This is a genomic window from Nocardia sp. CA-129566 (genome assembly GCF_050956075.1).
GTDB lineage: Bacteria > Actinomycetota > Actinomycetes > Mycobacteriales > Mycobacteriaceae > Nocardia.
The window spans coordinates 1,175,315-1,191,397 of record NZ_CP192085.1 but is presented as its reverse complement, the minus strand read 5'-3'; the positions used below and the strand labels follow the sequence as shown (position 1 = coordinate 1,191,397).

The 16,083-nt window shown below is 64.3% G+C and carries 20 protein-coding genes; 6 read left to right on the top strand and 14 right to left on the bottom strand.

All coding sequences use genetic code 11. From position 1 onward, the window contains the following. Positions 1–2: 2 nt before the first annotated feature. From ACQP0C_RS05500 to ACQP0C_RS05480, 5 genes are read right to left on the bottom strand one after another with little or no spacing between them, the layout of a single operon-like run. Positions 3–1,400 (bottom strand): MCE family protein, encoded by a 1,398-nt coding sequence (locus tag ACQP0C_RS05500; protein ID WP_433731142.1) that lies wholly within the window; start codon positions 1,398–1,400, stop codon positions 3–5. Between the two features lie 4 nt (positions 1,401–1,404). Continuing rightward, complete coding sequence (locus ACQP0C_RS05495; protein ID WP_433731140.1) at positions 1,405–2,268, bottom strand: ABC transporter permease; 864 nt, start codon at positions 2,266–2,268, stop codon at positions 1,405–1,407. Position 2,269: 1 nt separating this feature from the next. Continuing rightward, complete coding sequence (locus ACQP0C_RS05490) at positions 2,270–3,130, bottom strand: MlaE family ABC transporter permease (RefSeq protein ID WP_433731138.1); 861 nt, start codon at positions 3,128–3,130, stop codon at positions 2,270–2,272. Continuing rightward, positions 3,127–3,315, bottom strand: coding sequence for a hypothetical protein (locus ACQP0C_RS05485; protein ID WP_433731135.1), 189 nt, complete (start codon positions 3,313–3,315; stop codon positions 3,127–3,129). The genes ACQP0C_RS05490 and ACQP0C_RS05485 overlap by 4 nt, the downstream gene beginning before the upstream one ends. After that, positions 3,315–3,539, bottom strand: coding sequence for a hypothetical protein (locus ACQP0C_RS05480; protein ID WP_433731133.1), 225 nt, complete (start codon positions 3,537–3,539; stop codon positions 3,315–3,317). The genes ACQP0C_RS05485 and ACQP0C_RS05480 overlap by 1 nt, the downstream gene beginning before the upstream one ends. 276 nt (positions 3,540–3,815) lie before the next feature. Between ACQP0C_RS05480 and ACQP0C_RS05475 the strand changes: the two genes are divergently transcribed. After that, on the top strand, positions 3,816–4,736 hold the full coding sequence (locus ACQP0C_RS05475) for an oxygenase MpaB family protein (protein ID WP_433731131.1): 921 nt from the start codon (positions 3,816–3,818) through the stop codon (positions 4,734–4,736). Between the two features lie 331 nt (positions 4,737–5,067). On the opposite strand, the gene ACQP0C_RS05470 is transcribed toward ACQP0C_RS05475, so the two are convergent. Continuing rightward, a complete protein-coding gene (locus ACQP0C_RS05470; RefSeq protein ID WP_433731129.1) occupies positions 5,068–5,466 on the bottom strand; it encodes an AAA family ATPase in 399 nt (132 codons plus the stop codon). A 63-nt stretch (positions 5,467–5,529) separates the two neighbouring features. Between ACQP0C_RS05470 and ACQP0C_RS05465 the strand changes: the two genes are divergently transcribed. Beyond that, on the top strand, positions 5,530–6,594 hold the full coding sequence (locus ACQP0C_RS05465) for a GNAT family N-acetyltransferase (RefSeq protein ID WP_433731126.1): 1,065 nt from the start codon (positions 5,530–5,532) through the stop codon (positions 6,592–6,594). A gap of 40 nt (positions 6,595–6,634) precedes the next feature. Here the strand turns inward: ACQP0C_RS05465 and ACQP0C_RS05460 are convergent, their stop codons facing one another. The 6 genes from ACQP0C_RS05460 to ACQP0C_RS05435 form a co-directional block, all read right to left on the bottom strand. Continuing rightward, a complete protein-coding gene (locus ACQP0C_RS05460) occupies positions 6,635–8,350 on the bottom strand; it encodes a hydroxysqualene dehydroxylase (RefSeq protein ID WP_433731124.1) in 1,716 nt (571 codons plus the stop codon). Between the two features lie 285 nt (positions 8,351–8,635). Next, positions 8,636–9,760: a serine hydrolase domain-containing protein gene (locus tag ACQP0C_RS05455; RefSeq protein ID WP_433731122.1), complete on the bottom strand. Its 1,125-nt coding sequence runs from the start codon at positions 9,758–9,760 to the stop codon at positions 8,636–8,638. Positions 9,761–9,924: 164 nt separating this feature from the next. Further along, the gene (locus ACQP0C_RS05450) at positions 9,925–10,131 is read right to left on the bottom strand and encodes a DUF397 domain-containing protein (RefSeq protein WP_433731120.1); all 207 of its coding nucleotides are present in this window, start codon (positions 10,129–10,131) and stop codon (positions 9,925–9,927) included. Positions 10,132–10,183: 52 nt separating this feature from the next. Then, on the bottom strand, positions 10,184–10,390 hold the full coding sequence (locus ACQP0C_RS05445; protein ID WP_433731118.1) for a DUF397 domain-containing protein: 207 nt from the start codon (positions 10,388–10,390) through the stop codon (positions 10,184–10,186). 53 nt (positions 10,391–10,443) lie between these two features. Beyond that, positions 10,444–10,650 carry a DUF397 domain-containing protein gene (locus tag ACQP0C_RS05440; RefSeq protein ID WP_433731116.1) on the bottom strand — a complete coding sequence of 69 codons (207 nt, stop codon included), beginning with the start codon at positions 10,648–10,650 and terminating at the stop codon, positions 10,444–10,446. Next, entirely contained in the window at positions 10,640–11,536 is an 897-nt protein-coding gene (locus ACQP0C_RS05435) for a helix-turn-helix domain-containing protein (RefSeq protein ID WP_433731114.1), read from the bottom strand. Before ACQP0C_RS05435 ends, ACQP0C_RS05440 begins: the two co-directional genes overlap by 11 nt. A gap of 234 nt (positions 11,537–11,770) precedes the next feature. On the opposite strand from ACQP0C_RS05435, the gene ACQP0C_RS05430 reads away from it, so the two are divergent. The 3 genes from ACQP0C_RS05430 to ACQP0C_RS05420 all read left to right on the top strand — a co-directional run bounded on the left by ACQP0C_RS05430 (position 11,771) and on the right by ACQP0C_RS05420 (position 13,532). Continuing rightward, entirely contained in the window at positions 11,771–11,968 is a 198-nt protein-coding gene (locus tag ACQP0C_RS05430; RefSeq protein WP_433731112.1) for a hypothetical protein, read from the top strand. Continuing rightward, positions 11,968–12,279, top strand: coding sequence for a hypothetical protein (locus ACQP0C_RS05425; protein ID WP_433731110.1), 312 nt, complete (start codon positions 11,968–11,970; stop codon positions 12,277–12,279). Before ACQP0C_RS05430 ends, ACQP0C_RS05425 begins: the two co-directional genes overlap by 1 nt. Before the next feature lie 449 nt (positions 12,280–12,728). After that, positions 12,729–13,532 (top strand): carboxymuconolactone decarboxylase family protein, encoded by an 804-nt coding sequence (locus ACQP0C_RS05420; protein WP_433731108.1) that lies wholly within the window; start codon positions 12,729–12,731, stop codon positions 13,530–13,532. A 462-nt stretch (positions 13,533–13,994) separates the two neighbouring features. Here ACQP0C_RS05420 and ACQP0C_RS05415 read toward each other — a convergent pair whose 3' ends face one another. Continuing rightward, positions 13,995–14,183 carry a hypothetical protein gene (locus ACQP0C_RS05415; RefSeq protein ID WP_433685988.1) on the bottom strand — a complete coding sequence of 63 codons (189 nt, stop codon included), beginning with the start codon at positions 14,181–14,183 and terminating at the stop codon, positions 13,995–13,997. A 306-nt stretch (positions 14,184–14,489) separates the two neighbouring features. On the opposite strand from ACQP0C_RS05415, the gene ACQP0C_RS05410 reads away from it, so the two are divergent. Continuing rightward, entirely contained in the window at positions 14,490–15,788 is a 1,299-nt protein-coding gene (locus ACQP0C_RS05410) for a helix-turn-helix domain-containing protein (protein ID WP_433731106.1), read from the top strand. A gap of 60 nt (positions 15,789–15,848) precedes the next feature. Here ACQP0C_RS05410 and ACQP0C_RS05405 read toward each other — a convergent pair whose 3' ends face one another. Beyond that, the gene (locus tag ACQP0C_RS05405) at positions 15,849–16,067 is read right to left on the bottom strand and encodes an MbtH family protein (protein ID WP_433731104.1); all 219 of its coding nucleotides are present in this window, start codon (positions 16,065–16,067) and stop codon (positions 15,849–15,851) included. Positions 16,068–16,083 lie beyond the last annotated feature (16 nt).

Sequence of the window (16,083 nt, the reverse complement as noted above, 5' to 3'; positions counted from 1 at the left end):
CGCTAACCCCCCGCGTTCGGTGCGGTGTCGGATACGGTCACCGAGCCACCGGCCAGCAACGGAGCCAGCAGCAGATACTGCGCGGTGCTCGGCCGACCGCCGACGATCGCGGCGGCGGCATCGAGTCCGCGCAGACCTGCCGCATTCGGCTGGGCGGGTCGATCGGTCGCCGCGGCGGGCGCGGTCGTGCCCGGAATCAGCCCCGGAATACCGGACAGACCCGGAATACTCGGCAGGCCGGGAATTCCCGGTACCGCAGCGGTGGGCGGCGGCCCGGCGGCGGCCAACCGCTTGGGCATCAGTTGCGGCGGAAACTCCTGCGGCACCGGAACATCCGGGACGGTACCGCCGCCGCAGCGCGGCCCCGCCATGGTGCCGTAGTGCGGGCAATCCTTGGCGGTGTACTGCTGGAACGGTGTGAAGCTGACGTCCATCTTCCACACCATCTGCCGACTCGGCCCGAAACCGAAGGTCGTGCGCACCCGCTGCAGCGCGGCATTGAAGTTGGCGGCCGTATCCGCAATGGCCTGCGGATCCCGGGCCAGACCGCCGAACAGGCCATCCAGTCCGGCGACCAGATCCTTGCCGGCGTCCGGATTCCGCGCGAACAGCGCATTGACCGAATCGACCGTGCCGCTGGCATTGGTCAGCAGTGCGACGAGATTGTCGCGTCGCTCGGTCAAGGTGCGCGCCGTGGTCACCGAATCGGACAGCACGCCGACCAACTCCGGTGCCGAAACGCTGAGCGCCGTCACCGCCCGGCCCAGATTGCCGAGCAGATCGCCGATGCCGGGAATCGCGTGCACCTGGGTGAGCCAGGTATCGAGGCGTTCGACGGTGGACCCCGGCACCCGCGCCCCGGGATCGAGCGCGTCGGCCAGGGTGGCGAGCACCCGGCCCAATTTCTCCGGCTGAATGTGGTCGAGCACATCACGCAGCACGCTGAGCGTGGTCTGCAATTGCACGGTGCCCGTGCCGGTGTCCTCGGGAATTCGGGCGCCCGCGCGCAGTGTATCGGTGGTGTGGCCGTTGTCGACCAGTTCGATGGCGGTCACGCCGAAGATATTGTTCGGAATCACCCGCGCGGTGACATCGGCCGGAATCAATTCCGCCACACCGGGTTTCAGATCCAGGTCGGCATCCTGACGTTGCCCCTTCGCGACGACCTCGACGGCCGCCACCGAACCGACCACCATGCCGCGGAATTTCACATCGGCATGGGTGGGCAGCCCGTCCCCGGTACTCGTGAGCACCGCGACCACGGAAACGTTGTCTTCGAAGTAGCCGGTGTAGCGCAGCCCCAGCAGATACAGCAGCAGCGCCGTCGCGGTGGTCATGGCGATTCCGGCGAGGGTGAGTTGACGGGCGGTGGGTCCGCGCCCACTTGGATCGAGCAGCATGCGCCTATCCCGATATCCGGAACCCGGGGTCGATACCCCAGATCGCAAGGGTCATGAACAGATTCACGAACACCATGACGACGATGACCATCTTGATCGCTCGCCCGGCCGCGTGGCCGACCCCTTCCGGGCCACCGGTGGCGATGAAGCCGTAGTAGCACTGGATGAAGGTCGAAATCAGCACGAACACCACGACTTTGATGACCGAGAAGAAGACATCGATGCCATTGAGGAATTGGAAGAAGTAGTGGTCGTAGGTCCCGGCGGAGGTACCGCCGAGGAACAGCACGGCCAGCTTCGTCATCAGATACGCCACCGCCAAGCCCACGCTGTAGAGCGGGACAATGGTCAGGCTCGCGGCGATCATCCGGGTGGTGACCAGGTACGGAAGCGGCCGGATGGCAATGGATTCCAGTGCGTCGATCTCCTCGGAGATCCGCATCGCACCCAGCTGCGCGGTGCATCGGCATCCCGCTTGGATGGCGAAGGCGAGCGTGGCCAGGATCGGCCCGATCTCCCTGGTGGTCGCGAAACCCGAGATCGCGCCGGTCAGCGGATTCATGGTGAGCAGGTTCAGCGCGGTGTAGGACTCCATGCCGACGGTGATTCCGCCGAATCCGCACAGGATGATGACAACGCCGACCGTGCCGCCACCGACGATGAGCGAACCATTGCCCCACCCGACATCGGCGGTCAGCCGCAGCACTTCCTTGCGATAGTGCCTGAGCACGAAGGGAATTGCCGCGACGGCCTGAAAGAACGTGATCGTCTGATGGCCGAGTCGCTGATTGGCCCGGATCGGCACGCGGGCCACCTCGCCCACCACGCGCAACGGTTTCAGCGCCGGTGGGGTGTATCGGGTGCCCATCTCAGATCACCTTCGCCGGGAACAGCGTGTTGTAGATCTGGGTGATGATGATGTTGGTGGCGAACAGCATCAGCGCCGAGTTGACCACCGCGGCGTTGACCGAATTGGCGACACCACCCGGTCCGCCCCTGGTGTGTAATCCGATGTCACAGGCGATGATCGCGGTGAGCGCACCGAAGATGGCCGCCTTGACCAGCGCGATCACCAGATCGTTCGCCACCGCGAAGGAGGCGAAGGTGCTGATGAACGAACCCGCCGTACCGCCCTGGGCATAGACATTGAACATGTAGCCGGTGGCGAACCCGACGAAGACCACGAACCCGCACAGCAGGATGCTGACCAGGATCGCCGCCAGCAACCGCGGCGCGACCAGCCTGCGCACCGGATCGACGCCCATCACCATCATGGCGTCGATCTCCTCGCGAATGGTGCGGGAGCCGAGGTCGGCGCAGATGGCCGAGCCGACCGCGCCCGCGATCATCAGCGAGGTGACCAGCGGCGCGCCCTGGCGAATGATGCCGAGACCGCTGACCGCGCCGATGAACGTCGTCGCACCGACCTGATTCACCAGCGCGCCGACCTGGATCGAGACGACGACCGCGACCGGAATCGCGACGAAGACGGTCGGTGCGGCCGAAACGCTGGCCATGAACGCGCACTGCTTGATGAACTCCTGAAAAGGAAAGCGGCGCAACAGCATCGCGCGCACCATCTCGATGAAGGCATCGCGCGTCAGCCGAACCTGACGGCCCAGCGTCTCCAGCGACCGCTGGGGATGGCGCCGCCACAGCCCCTTCAGATCCTCGACCGCCCGCTCCAGATCGGTTGGCTCGGTGCGCCGTTCGGCGAGTTCGGTGCTCATGCCGCCTCGCTCAGTTGATGCTGTAGCAGAACAAGTAGATAGCCGACCGCGGCGATACCGGCGGCGGCGGTGCTCAGCACGGCGAGCCAGAGCCCGAACCGCAGCACCGGATTGACTTTCCTACGCCCCCCGAGGATCTTGACGCCGATCACCAAGATGTCGATGAGCCAAACCAAGATCATCATCAGGTCATACACACATTCGAGAAGGTGAGTACCGGCCAGCACACGATCGAGCCGAGGAACGAGATGACCACGTCGATGCCGTGCATGCGGTGTAGGTGGTTGGTGTGGGTCAGCGTCCAGATGAGCCCGACGAGCCCGTACGGGATGGCGAGGATGATGAGGGTGCCGAGGAACTCGGAAACCTTCATCTCGTAGCTGAATATTCGATCCAGCTTCTCGAGCATGCGCCTGTGTCCTTTCCTACGCCGTCCGAGCGGGACGGCCGGACCTGCGTCGCTACGGCGCGAGCGCGGCCGATCACTGTCCGATCGGTCGGGGTATGGCTGCGTATGTTACGCACAGTTCTGTCGATCGCGGAAGAACTTGAGGACACTTAGTTTCGCAATTCTCGACAGACAACCCAGCGTAACTGGCTAATGTTTGGTCTTGAACTGAAGAATCGTTAGTAACATAATCGATGCGCGGCCCACGCGGGGCCGGTTTGGCGGCAGGAGAGTTCGATGACGAGCAACGCGGCTTCCGCAGCATTGCGGCCCACCTCCCTCGACCACACGGAGCTGACGAAGGAACAGACCCGCATCCACATCAACTCCGCGCACCGTCCGTTCACCAAGCGGCCGGTCGAACTGACCGATGCACTGGACTTCTGGTCCTTCGCCGGGGCCGCCGCCAATGTGGCGATGCAGATGTCGCGCCCCGGCGTCGGGTACGGCGTGGCGCAGAGCCGCGTGGAATCCGGTGCGCTGATGAAGCACCCGTGGAAGCGGGCCCGCACCACCACGCAGTACCTCGCGGTCGCCATCCTCGGCACCGAGGAGGAGCGGCGGGCCTACCGCGAGGCGGTGAATGTCGCGCACCGGCAAGTACATTCGGAGCCGGGTGCGGCGGTGAAGTACAACGCCTTCGACCGCAACCTCCAATTGTGGGTCGCCGCCTGCCTCTACATCGGCTTCGAGGACACCTACCAGCTGCTGCAGGGCCGGATGAACGACGAACAGGCCGAGGCCTTCTACTCGTCCTCCTCAACGCTGGGCACCACACTCCAGGTCACCGAGCAGATGTGGCCCGCGACCCGCGCCGAATTCGATCGCTACTGGAACGATGCCTGCGCACAGGTGGCGCTCGACGACTATGTCCGCGGCTACCTGGACGATCTGCTGAATCTGCGCATGATCCACTGGTATCTGCGCCTGCCGTTCCGAAACCTGTTGAAGTTCCTCACGATCGGCTTCCTGGCACCCATCTTCCGCGAGCAGCTCCAGGTCGAATGGACACCCGCCGACCAGCGCCGCTTCGAGCACCTGTTCGTATTCGTCGCCTTCGTGAACCGCTTCATTCCGCGATTCCTCCGCCACGGCGGCACCTATGGGCTCATGGCCGATATCCGCCGCCGCATCCGCAAGCAGAAGGGCCTCATCTGACAGCGTGTCCGAAAGACCCTTGTGGGTATTCGGACACCACCCTTTTCGGGCGTCGTCGGGTTCACGCCATGGGGTATGAAAGTCGCCGGTTCCTTCGACTTTCGGACCGGTTTCGCCAGTACTCGGGGGATCGTGATCGATCTTCATGGAGCGGCCCCATGCCCGGGAGTCGACGGTTCACAGCGAATCGGATCGGAGCTTCATTCGGGCTCAGGTCGCGGGGTTGTGCGGGCCAGCGCCGAGGCGATCGAGTTGCTGGAGAAGTCGCCGCAGCGACTGGTCCGGGGTTTCGCCAGCTGTGTCGACGATGACATGGTCGCGGTTCCAGGGCTCATATTCTCGGCTGAGGACGTCGTCCCACTCTGGTAGCGGCAGGTCGGGGATATCGACCGATCTCGATCCGATGCTCGGCCGGATCAGAGCAGAGCACTTCGACTTCGACAGCGACCGTTCCAGCGTTCTTCGCCGCATCCAGCCAGCTGTCTCGGGTGATGGCCAGCGGATTCACCGATTCGGCCAGCACAGTGTGCCCTTGCCGCAGGTGCTCCTGCGCCAGGGCATATCCGACGACATAACCAGCGGGGCCGACGGGGTGTTCCGTCAGACCGGACCGGACGATCGCCTGCTCGATGGTGTCGATTCTCAGGTGCACTGCACCGATTCGTCCGGCCAGCAGTCGTGCCAGTGTGGTTTTGCCAGTGCCGGGCAGCCCGCCGATGACAATAAGCATCCGGCCATACTTCCAGCTCCCTTGTGACATGCGCCGAGACCTTTCCCTCGATCGCGCGGACTGTTGCTGGTCGGGCTGGCGGCCGATTCAGCCGAATGTCCGGACATCGACCGGTTGCTCAGTGGTAGTTGGCCAGAGTTCGCGGCGGTAGTTGGCCAGAGCCGTGAATCGGTTCCTCGGTGTTACACCAAATCCTTTGCAGGACAGCTCGGTCTGGGTGGACGATGCAGCCACGGGCACGAACGGAAGGGACCCATGGCGACTCGACGAGATTGCGGTGATCCCGCAGCCTGTCATTGCTTGCAATCGCTGGCGCAGCGCATCTGGTCGCCCGAGCGTCGCTTCCATATCGGCGATATCGCATGGGCTTGGAACTCGGTTCCTGACGCGAAAGCGGAATTCCGCGTGTCGGTATGGGAAGAGTGCGATGTGGTTCTGGCATGGGCGTGGGTAGAACTGCCCGGACATCTGGACCTGCTCATCGATCCGGCCGCGACCAGCCTGCTACCGCGGGTGCTGGACTGGTTCGAGACAGTAGCCCGGGGGCCGAGGATTTCCTGTCTGGTGATGGAAAACGATCGTCGTGAGCGCACGGCACTGACCGGACACGGCTATACACCGCAGCAGGACGGACCGTTCTTCCGCCGCCACATCCACGCCCTGACCGACCTGCCTGCACCGTCCGTGCCGAGTGGCTTCTCCATATCCCATGTCACCCGCGGCGACGCCGATCGGCGGGCTGCAGCACACCGTGCCGGCTGGTCCGACTTCGGCTCCCGGGTCAACAGCGACAGCTATCACCAGGTCATGGCCGCTTACCCCTACCGCGAGCAGACAGACCTCGTTGTTGTTGCGCCCGATGGCCAGTGGGTGGCCTCCGCGCTGGGTTGGTACGACGAGATCAACCGCGTTGGCCTGGTAGAGCCGGTCTCGTGCATGCCACGGTTCCGCGGCAAGGGCCTCGCCAAGGCTGTCAATATCGCTCTGCTGCACGCATTCCGGTCCCTTGGAGCCACCCACTCGGTGATCATGCCCCGCGGCGACCAGGCATACCCGGCACCGGCACGTCTCTACCGGTCCATCGGCTACCAGCGCGGCCCACGTACCGTGCGCTACATGCGGGATTGATGCACCCGATGCATCCTGCAAGCCGTTAGCAACCGTGGCACTAGCGGGTGGGGTAGCGGCGGTCGATGATGTCGAACATGTTGGGCTGGCCTGCTTTGTAGAGTTCGCGGTCGATGAGTTTGAGGGGCTCCCAGAGGGGCATGGTGAAGCGGGGGGTGATGGTGGCGGGTGCGGCCGGGGAGCCGCAGGCGTGCAGGATGGCGTTGGCGGCGAGGCGGCCGCCTTCGTTGGCGCCCTCCATGCAGGCGACGTTCATGCCGGTTTTGATCCAGTCGCCCGCCAGGAACAGGTTGTCGATGGCGGTATGGGCGTCGGGGCGGTCGGACCACGAGCCCGGGTTCTGGATGAAAATGGCGTCGTCATAAGCGATATCGGGGGTGCCAGCTCCGGTGAGGGCGGGGTCGATCATCCAGGAGTGCAGCATATCGTCGGTGAGCTGGATGTCGCCGTCATCATTGACGTGCGCCTTGATCTGCGCCCAGGTTTCGCGGGCGATCTCCTCGGGTGTGCATTGTTCGGCGGTCCTGCGGTTGAAGGTGCCGGGCTCTTCCCATTCGGAGATGATGGCGGAGAGCACATCCTGGACAGTGCCGTCGCCATAGGTGGTCAAGGGTCGCCGCCAGAACTGGGCCTCGCTGATCGAGGTCAGGCCCCAAGGTGCGTCGTTGTAGCCGACGTGGCCGTTGGCCAGGTCGACCCGTTTGCGCAGGAAGAACTGGATGCCGACCATCCAGGCGGCCTGAAGGTTTCGGATGCGGTCCAGGGTGGGGTCGGCGGCGGACAGGTCATCGGAGAGCACGTCCGGGAATTTGTCGAGTGGGATCGCCGAGAGGTAGTAGTCGGCCTCGACCGTCCGACGGGCGCCGCTCCGGTCGGTCACGGCGGCCGAGGTGATATGTGCGCCGTCGCTGCTGAAGCCCGAAAGGCGTTGGCCCAGTGCGAAGGTCACGCCGATCGAGCGCAGATAGTCGATCCACGGGTCGATCCACGTCTCGGTCGTCGGGCCGTTGAGTACGCGGTCATTGCCCTTGCCGTCGGTGTCGTTGTCGAGGTTCAGCAGCGACCAGACATACTCCTCGCCGACCAGACCGATCGAATGCGCGCTGCAGTTACGGGATTTGGTAGCGACGAGTTCGCGAATGAAACCGTCGCCGAGGAAGCGGTTGTACTCCGGGGACGAATTGTCCAGGCGCGCGAAATCGGTCCAGGTCATTCGCTCCCACTGACCGAATTTGCGCTCGGTACTGCTCGAGACGTAGACGGCCAGTCGCTCCGCGGCGAACACCGCCTCGGGCAGCGGCAGGCGGAACAGCGACTCGAAGACCGACGCGACGGAATCGATGAATCCCTGTGGCGTCATAGGTAATTGGGAGAAGGGCAGCGGGAACGGTAGCGGCACGGTGAGGTTGTGCCGATTCATGCCCGCGATCATCGCCGCATTGAGGCGGACCAGGTTGTCCCATACGCCGTTCGCATTGCCGGGGAACGGGATCCGGCGCAGCGTATCGGGCAGATTGTGATAGAAGCCGAAGAAGCTGCGGAAGCCGTGTTCGCCCGGCAGTTGGCCCCCGCCGGAATCGGCGTAAATGCTGCGGGTCTTACCGCCGAAGGCATCGAGCTTCTCGTACACCGTGACGGCGAATCCCCGCTCGGCGAGCTCGTGCGCGGCGGTCAACCCCGCGGGGCCCGCGCCGAAGACGGCGACCGACCGGCCCGGCTGAGCGCTCGCACGGCGACCGGTGGGCGCCAGTGTCATTGCGGCGGCGACACCTCCGACGAGGGCGGCATTCTTCATGAATGTGCGTCGCGAGTGCGACGGGGACGGCTTCTGCTGCATTGCTGAATCTCCCGACCATCCGGCCTGCCACGTCCATGTGCGCCGCGCAGGCATCCTGCGTTGTCGCGATATGTTACTGAAGATTCTTCATCGGTGTGAGTGGTTTCGCCCATGCGGAGACGACCGAAAAATGGTTGTGCACCATCCCAAGATCAGCCGTGCGTAGCGTCCGTCGCTACCGAATGATGTTGATGCAAATTCCCTTCATGGACACAGGGCGCGCGCCAGCATGGCCGTCTGATCGGGCAGCTGTTGCGGCGGCTTGGTGTAGGTGTAGGTCACCGCCCGTCCGTCCGGTGTCGCGCCGGATATCGTGAGGTACCCGGAGATGCCACCGGTGTGTCCGACATACTCTGCGCCGCACGGCAAATGGGAGGAGCCGACGCCCAGTCCGTAGGATATGTCGAGCATTCCCATCGGCACACCCTCGCGCATCTCCCGCAGCTCGGCCTCGGGTACCACCTGCCCGGCCAGCAGCGCTCGGTAGAAGCGATTCAGATCGTCGCCGGTGGAGACCATCCCGCCCGCACCCCACGGCAGCGAAGGTTCGATGCGCGACACATCGGTGATCACGCCGTCGATGTCGGCGTACCCCTTGGGATGGGACCCCCGGATATCGAGCTCGCCCGGCCCCGGCAAGTAGGTGTCATCGAGCCGCAACGGCTTCAGGATCCGCCGGTTCAACTCATCGACATACGCCGCGCCCGTGACCCGTTCGATGAGCACATCCGCCACAATGTAGTTGGAATTGCTGTACTCGAACCGCGCACCCGGCGCGAAATCCGCTGGCCTGCTGAGGATTATCGCGATCTCTTCGGCGGGCGTCATGATCCGCCCCTCCAGGCCCGCCCGATATTCGTCGACGCGCGGGTCATCGGCGAACTCCGGCAACCCGCTCTGGTGCCGCAGGATCTGACGCACCGTAATCGCCCGCCCATCGATCCCATCGCCCCGCAACAGCCCCGGCAGATACGTATCCACCGGCTCGTCGAGCCGAACCCTGCCCTCCGCCACCAACTGCAACACCACCGCACTGGTGAACGTCTTGCTGACACTGCCGATCCGCACCCGCTGCGGCGGTGCCGCCGGAATCGGCGCTCGGGTACCGATATCGGCGACGCCACTGGTGAGCGTGACCGTCTTCCCGTTCTCGGTCAGCGTCGCGATCATCCCCGTGACCCCAGCCTCCACCGCCCGATCGATATCGGCCTGCACCACCCGAATCCGGTTCTCCGACACCCCCTCCGACGCATCCTTCTCCGCATCCTGCGCACATCCCACGAGTAGGGCAACCAAACCAACAGCAATACCTATCGTCACAACCCGCATACCTCGACGGTAGGAACCTCCCCAGCCCCACACATCCAGGTTGCCCCCTGAGATCTCCCCCGGGGTAGCCCCCTAGCACTAGCGGGTGATGGTGTCTCGCCCAGACATGGATCGAGCCCGATCCGAGGTACGGACCGGGCTCTTCAGTTCCGAAGCGGAACGCGTTATGGGCGCTCGAACTCGTCGTCCACCACGCCAGCGGTAAAGGCTGCCCACTCACCAGGGGTGAATACCAGCGCTGGGCCGGAGGGGTTCTTGGAGTCGCGGACGCCGACCCTGCCGCCGCCCAGGAAGGCAACCTCCACGCACTGACCGCTCGTCTCGCTATAGCTGCTCTTGAACCAGCGCGCTCCCTGCATGTCAACGGACACCGCACTTCTCCTTCGCACCTGTTGTGAACCGAACTCGGCGAAGCGGAACGAGCTAGGGCCGCTTGTACTCGCCGTCCACCACGCCAGCGGTGAAGGCTGCCCACTCACCGGACGTGAAGACCAGCGCCGGGCCGGTGGGGTTCTTGGAGTCGCGGAGGCCGACCATGCCACCACTCAGGAAGGCGACTTCCACACATTGACCATTGGAGGCGCTATAAGTGCTCTTGAACCAACGCGCTCCCGACATGTCAACAGCCACCGCACTTCTCCTTCGCAACCTGTTGTGCGCCGCGCTCCACGAAGCGGAACGAGCTAGGGGTGCTTGAATTCGCTGTCCACCAGGCCAGTGGTGAAGGCTTCCCACTCACCAGGAGTGAATACCAGCGCCGGACCAGTGGGGTTCTTGGAGTCCCGGACGCCGACCATGCCACCGCCCAGGAAGGCAACCTCCACGCACTGACCATTGGACTCGCTGTAGCTGCTCTTGAACCAACGCGCTTCGGATAGGTCAACGGTCACCGTACTTCTCCTTCGCTACCTGTCGCAGCAGGTCTCGCGTGCTCTTCTCATCCAGTGCTATCCACCGGATGGACTCAGCCATTTCAGTGTATCGCTCTACCAGCTCTGGCTTCTCGAAGTAAAGGTCGCTACTCATGCCACCGTCGAGGTAGACCACGGGCGGTTCGATCGGCTGCCCCTTGCTGTCCGTACCGAAGTCGAGGAGCACGAACGAACTGTGCAGGATGCCACGGGTAAAACCTGCCGAGTAGGGATGGATTCGGAGGCTGACATTGTCGAGCTTGCTGACCTCGGCAAGCTGCCGGAGCTGCGCGGCCATCACCCGCGGCCCTCCGACGATCCGATGCAGAGCGGACTCGTCGAGCAGTATTTCGAGCGCAAGCGGGGTGGCTTTTCGGGTGACAACCACCTGGCGGCGCAAACGCACCGCCACCCGATGCTCGATTTCGTCGCGAGTCCCGTCATGAAGGAACGCGCCGATCAACGCACGCGCATAGTCCGCAGTCTGCAGCAGGCCCGGCACCTGCACTTGATACGACAAGAGTTTGCGCGCCGACCGTTCCAAACCGACGTACATGTTGAACGCATCCGAGAACATCCCGCCGAGAGACGTAATGCCGTCCTCGTCCTTGGTAGTCGCGGCACGAAAGGCCAGATCCACGGCCTGCTTCGTCTCGCCGTCGTCCACTTCGTACAGCGAACACAACTCGCGTACATCTTGTCGCCGAGGCTTGACGGTACGGCCCGTCTCTAGGCGCTGTAATCCGTTGTAGCTGAGTTGAACTGCCTTGGCCGCATCTTGGATTGCGAAGCCCCGCCCCTCGCGCTTGTCGCGCAGGAAACGGCCCAGCTGCCGGCGCAGCAGCGTCGGTGATTCCTCGGGCATCGAATTCCTCCCCACACAGCGAATGCACTTGCGCTCGAATTCCGAACACGGTTTAACAGCACATTCGCATCCTGTCCAGGGGCTTTCGGCGAGTTCGTCTGAACATTCAGATTTCACTCGTGCAGGTGTTTGTCCGGTGGTGTGCTCAACATGCGCTCGGAGGGAACTCTTCCCAGGTCAGGAGTTGTTTTCAGGGCCCGAGTGCAGCACCGTCGAGGTCCGGGAGGTCGGCACGTGCCGAATCGAGAACTGCCGCAGCGAGATCCGTTCGTCGGTCCGCCAGCCGCCTACCGCGGCGCGCCAGCGGATGTGGTCGAACGGTTCGCGGATGCGGTACGCGAGTGGGCGGTCCAGCCCGTAGCCACCGAATCGCCCAGGTACCGGGGTGAGGAGTCCTCCGGCAGCGGGCGCACGAACGGCGAGGTCGGGTAATGCGTCGAGATGCCGTGCGCACCACACGAACCCGGGATGGCGGCAAGGTCGCCGTGTGGCAATTGATCGGCAGTTCCGCGCGCATCCTGCGCCTGCAGCTTCCCGGTGCGGCGTTCACCGCCTACCGCCTGCCGTCGCGCGCGACGCTGCCGAGCGCCCAACCCGGCACGATCGTGTTCGATCCCCACCCGGACCTGGCCGACGCCCGGGAACTACTTCCCCAGCACGAGGACCTGTGGGATGTCCTGCGCGACGACTACTGGGCCGCCCTCCTGAGCCGGACCGATCTCCCGAACTCGTTGGAGCCGTGACGCATATGTCTCGGCCACCACAAAAGGAAATCGCCCCTTCCGTCAGAGCGCTGCTCGTCGCCTTCCACCAAGACACTCGGTTCAAGCTCGAACTCGCTCCGGCAAACAGCCGCCCACTGTGCCAATGCGCGGACGGCTCCCTGTACGAGGTCGGCGAAGACGGCTGGCCCATCGAGTACAGCGAAACTCACTCTGCTCCAACAGATTAAGGTCGCGCATACCGACTGCACACCTCGCATAGGTTGCAGCTTGTGCGAAGTCGTCAGTGCTTGTGCGAGGATGCCGCTGCTTGTGCGACTGCCGCTGCCGCAGGTCCTGAGATCCGGCCACACGGTCACTGGTGTCCGGCGGTTGCGGTGGGTGGTGACTGCGCCGATGTCAGGGCTCGTGGCCAAGCGGGTGAATCAGTGCTTGCGTTGGAGTGCGCTCCAACTTTTAGAGTTCGGGGCATGACGAACGCACAGGCCTCTACCAGCAATGATCGTTTCGAGCGTGGATTGGAGCTGCTTCGGCAGGTTGGTGGGCAGGAGCAGCCCGCGGTGCTGGACAGCCTCGCGGATATCGCACCGGACCTCGGGCGGCTGACCGTCGAGTTCGGGTATGGCGACATTCTCTCGCGGCCCGGACTGACCTTGCGGCAGCGGCAGTTGGCGACGGTGTCTGCGCTGGCGGCGATGGGAAATGCCGCGCCGCAGTTGCGGTTCCACATCGACGGGGCGCTGAATGTGGGGTGCACGCGGGAGGAGATCGTCGAGACGCTCATCCATGTCAGCGTGTACGCGGGGTTCCCTGCCGCACTGAACGGGCTGGCGGCAGCGCGCGAAGTGTTCGACGCCCGTACCGACCTCCCGGCCCCGGCCGAACCGGCACCGGCCCCGAGCGGTGACCGGTTCGAGCGCGGGAGCGCGAAGCTCGCCGAGATCGACGGGCACGCGGGCGAACGAGTTATCGACTCACTGCGCGATATCGCCCCGGATCTGGGGCGCTACATCATCGAGTACAGCTTCGGCGATATCTACTCGCGACCGGGCCTGGACCTGAAGACCCGCGAAATGGTCACCGTCGCCATGTGCACCGCACTCGGCACCGTCGCGCCGCAACTCGGCGTACACATCCACGGTCTGCTGAACGTCGGCGGCACCGAGACCGAGGTCGTCGAAATCATCACGCAGATGGCGGGTTACGCCGGATTCCCCGCCGCGCTGAACGGAATCACCGTGGCGCGTAGGATTTTCGCCGAGCGCAACAACTGACATCCGCAGCCGGTACACGGCAGTACCGGCGAGGACGCGGCGATCGATCCGAGGCGGCGTACGAGCCGCACGATGAAGGTATTCACGCCGGAGTACATGGGCGTGTGGGCTGATCTCGTGGTCGGTGGCTGTCGCAGAACCAGTGATCACCTCGCACAAGCTGCAAGCTGCAAGCTCTGCGAGGTATGCATTCGATGTGCGCGACCTTAATCCGCTGGTGTGGTGTGGATTTCGTCGTACTCGATGGGCCAGCGGTCTTCGCCGACCGCGTACAGGGAGCCGTCCGCGCATTGGATCGAACAACCTCGACTGCGGCGTGCGCATCGCGTCCGGCGACGCCCCCGTGTTCGGCAAGCCTGCGCACCAGTGGAGCGCGACCTCACGAAGGTGTGGGCATCGATCAACCCGGTGCGGCGCTCAACAATTGAGCGCCGCACCGGAACCCCTCATCAGGGCTTCGAGCTACTTCTCGGCGGTGCGCCGGAAGCAGTGTGCGGAGGCGGCCAGGTATTGGCGACAGCGAGCGCCGTGACCAGCGTGGACGGACAGGATGAAACGGGCCCGGTCGTCGCTGAGACCCACCGGTTCTTGACCGCAATCCCGGCTCTGCACCAGCCACAATTCCCGGATATCCGAATGCAAAACGTCCATTGTTCACCTCCGCGAAAAGATAAGTGCACCCGGCACCGGCAACCCCGCCGAAGCCCGCCTTCAACGCTGTTGGATCGGAGCAGCGTCGGGACCGTGCGTCGGGCCACGCCAGAGCAAGCGCCCCCGAAAGGGTTTGGGGCACAAACCCGGTGCCGGGTACCGCTTCAGCGTGCACGTTGCGATTCGATCGATAACAGAGCCGAATATGGTAAATGCGAGTAATTTCCGATTGAATCAGCCTGGTACGAGGAAGCGGGACCTATGGTTGAGGTCGACTGGACCGGCGAGGACGTACACGCTCTTCGCATGGCGATGAAGCGAAGTCGCTATGAGTTCGCGCGCTTGGTGGGCGTCACCCCGCGCACCGTGATCTTGTGGGAGAACGGCCGGACAACCCGGATGCATGCCGCAAGCAGGCGTTTGCTCGATCGAGTGCTATCGGAGGCCGATTCGGTCGTCATCGCGCGATTCGAGCGCGCGATCGCCGACGACCCACTGACAACCCGTGATATCGGAGATGCGAGCGCGGCGCTCGATCGGACACAGCTCGGTAGGGACATCGGGCTCGACAAGGAAGTCGAGGATGACGACGTGAGAAGGCGATTACTGCTGGCCTGCATCGGCGCGGGCCTGGCGGGGCAGGCGGCCGATATGGTCGCCAGCGAACCGGAGAAGATGCTCGCGACCCTGGACGCCGGGTCTATGAGCGAGCGACGGCTCGGCTTCTTCGAGCAATCCACCGAAACCCTCGGCGCCCGGGTGGTGCAGGTGCCGCCGCACGAGTTGCTGCAACTCACGCTCGACCAGTTCCGTGCGGTCCGTGGCAGTCTCGCGGAACGCCAGGCCACCCACCATCAGATCCGACTGGTCCGTACGGCGGGCCGGTTGGCGAATGTCGTCGGCGAAATTCTGTTCAATGAGGGCCATTTCGGTCAGGCCCGAATGTGGTACACCACCGCAATTCACGCCGCCCAGGACATCGGCGACCGCTATTCCGAGGATATCGCACTGGCGGGATTGGCGTATTTACCGACCTATAGCGATAATCCGAAGGAAGTTTTGAACCTGCTCGGCCCGCGTCTCGAAGAAAATCCGGGCCATGGTCCGGCGGCGGCCTGGCTGTGGGGAATGGCGGCCCGCGCACACGCCAGCCTCGGCAATTTCGACGGCTTCGCCCGCAGCATCGCGAGATCGGAGCAGGCGCTGGAAAATGTTCCCGCAGAACAGCTCTCGATCGGCATCTTTTCCTTCCGGCCGGAGAAGCTGGCCTTCTATCAGGCCATCGGCTACTCCCGCTTGGGCCGCACCGAGCAGACCGCACGCGCCGCCGCGCGAGCTATCGAACTCTACGATCCCAGCGAGACCATGGAGCCCGCGCTGGTCCGGTTCGAACACGCCACCGCCCTGCTGGGCTCCGGCGAGGTGGACGAGGCCTGTTCGGTGGCCACTCGCGCGATCACCAATGGTCACACCTACGTCGGCCTCACCGTAACCAAGCGCGCCAAACAATTCGACTCCGCACTGTCGACCCTGCAGGGCCGCGCCGTCGCCGACTGGCGCCAACAAGCACGAATGATCATCAACTCCCCCCGCACCCGGGCCTGAGGAGGGGCGGGGCGCACCGATCGGCAGGGGGGGATGTGTGGACCGGCGCGCCCCACCTATTCAGTTGGCTTCGGGGTGCATTGCGGCTATCAGCGAGTTGGGGCGCATATCGAGCCAGTGGGATTCGACATAGTCGAGGCAGGAGCGGCGGGGGGCCGCGCCGTGGGCGATGGTCCAGCCGCCGGGCACGGCGGCGAAGATCGGCCACAGCGAGTGCTCGCCCTCATCGTTGATCAGGACGTAGAACTGGGCGTTGTCGTCGTCGAAGGGGTTGGTCATGGGAATTGGCCTTCCT

Excerpts from the sequence above, each read along its gene's own strand:
- ACQP0C_RS05500 (WP_433731142.1), bottom strand. The coding sequence starts at position 1,400 with ATGCTGCTCGATCCAAGTGGGCGCGGACCCACCGCCCGTCAACTCACC.
- ACQP0C_RS05495 (WP_433731140.1), bottom strand. The coding sequence starts at position 2,268 with ATGGGCACCCGATACACCCCACCGGCGCTGAAACCGTTGCGCGTGGTG.
- ACQP0C_RS05490 (WP_433731138.1), bottom strand. The coding sequence starts at position 3,130 with ATGAGCACCGAACTCGCCGAACGGCGCACCGAGCCAACCGATCTGGAG.
- ACQP0C_RS05485 (WP_433731135.1), bottom strand. The coding sequence starts at position 3,315 with ATGATGATCTTGGTTTGGCTCATCGACATCTTGGTGATCGGCGTCAAG.
- ACQP0C_RS05480 (WP_433731133.1), bottom strand. The coding sequence starts at position 3,539 with ATGCTCGAGAAGCTGGATCGAATATTCAGCTACGAGATGAAGGTTTCC.
- ACQP0C_RS05475 (WP_433731131.1), top strand. The coding sequence starts at position 3,816 with ATGACGAGCAACGCGGCTTCCGCAGCATTGCGGCCCACCTCCCTCGAC.
- ACQP0C_RS05470 (WP_433731129.1), bottom strand. The coding sequence starts at position 5,466 with ATGCTTATTGTCATCGGCGGGCTGCCCGGCACTGGCAAAACCACACTG.
- ACQP0C_RS05460 (WP_433731124.1), bottom strand. The coding sequence starts at position 8,350 with ATGACACTGGCGCCCACCGGTCGCCGTGCGAGCGCTCAGCCGGGCCGG.
- ACQP0C_RS05455 (WP_433731122.1), bottom strand. The coding sequence starts at position 9,760 with ATGCGGGTTGTGACGATAGGTATTGCTGTTGGTTTGGTTGCCCTACTC.
- ACQP0C_RS05435 (WP_433731114.1), bottom strand. The coding sequence starts at position 11,536 with ATGCCCGAGGAATCACCGACGCTGCTGCGCCGGCAGCTGGGCCGTTTC.
- ACQP0C_RS05425 (WP_433731110.1), top strand. The coding sequence starts at position 11,968 with ATGCGTCGAGATGCCGTGCGCACCACACGAACCCGGGATGGCGGCAAG.
- ACQP0C_RS05420 (WP_433731108.1), top strand. The coding sequence starts at position 12,729 with ATGACGAACGCACAGGCCTCTACCAGCAATGATCGTTTCGAGCGTGGA.
- ACQP0C_RS05415 (WP_433685988.1), bottom strand. The coding sequence starts at position 14,183 with ATGGACGTTTTGCATTCGGATATCCGGGAATTGTGGCTGGTGCAGAGC.
- ACQP0C_RS05410 (WP_433731106.1), top strand. The coding sequence starts at position 14,490 with ATGGCGATGAAGCGAAGTCGCTATGAGTTCGCGCGCTTGGTGGGCGTC.
- ACQP0C_RS05405 (WP_433731104.1), bottom strand. The coding sequence starts at position 16,067 with ATGACCAACCCCTTCGACGACGACAACGCCCAGTTCTACGTCCTGATC.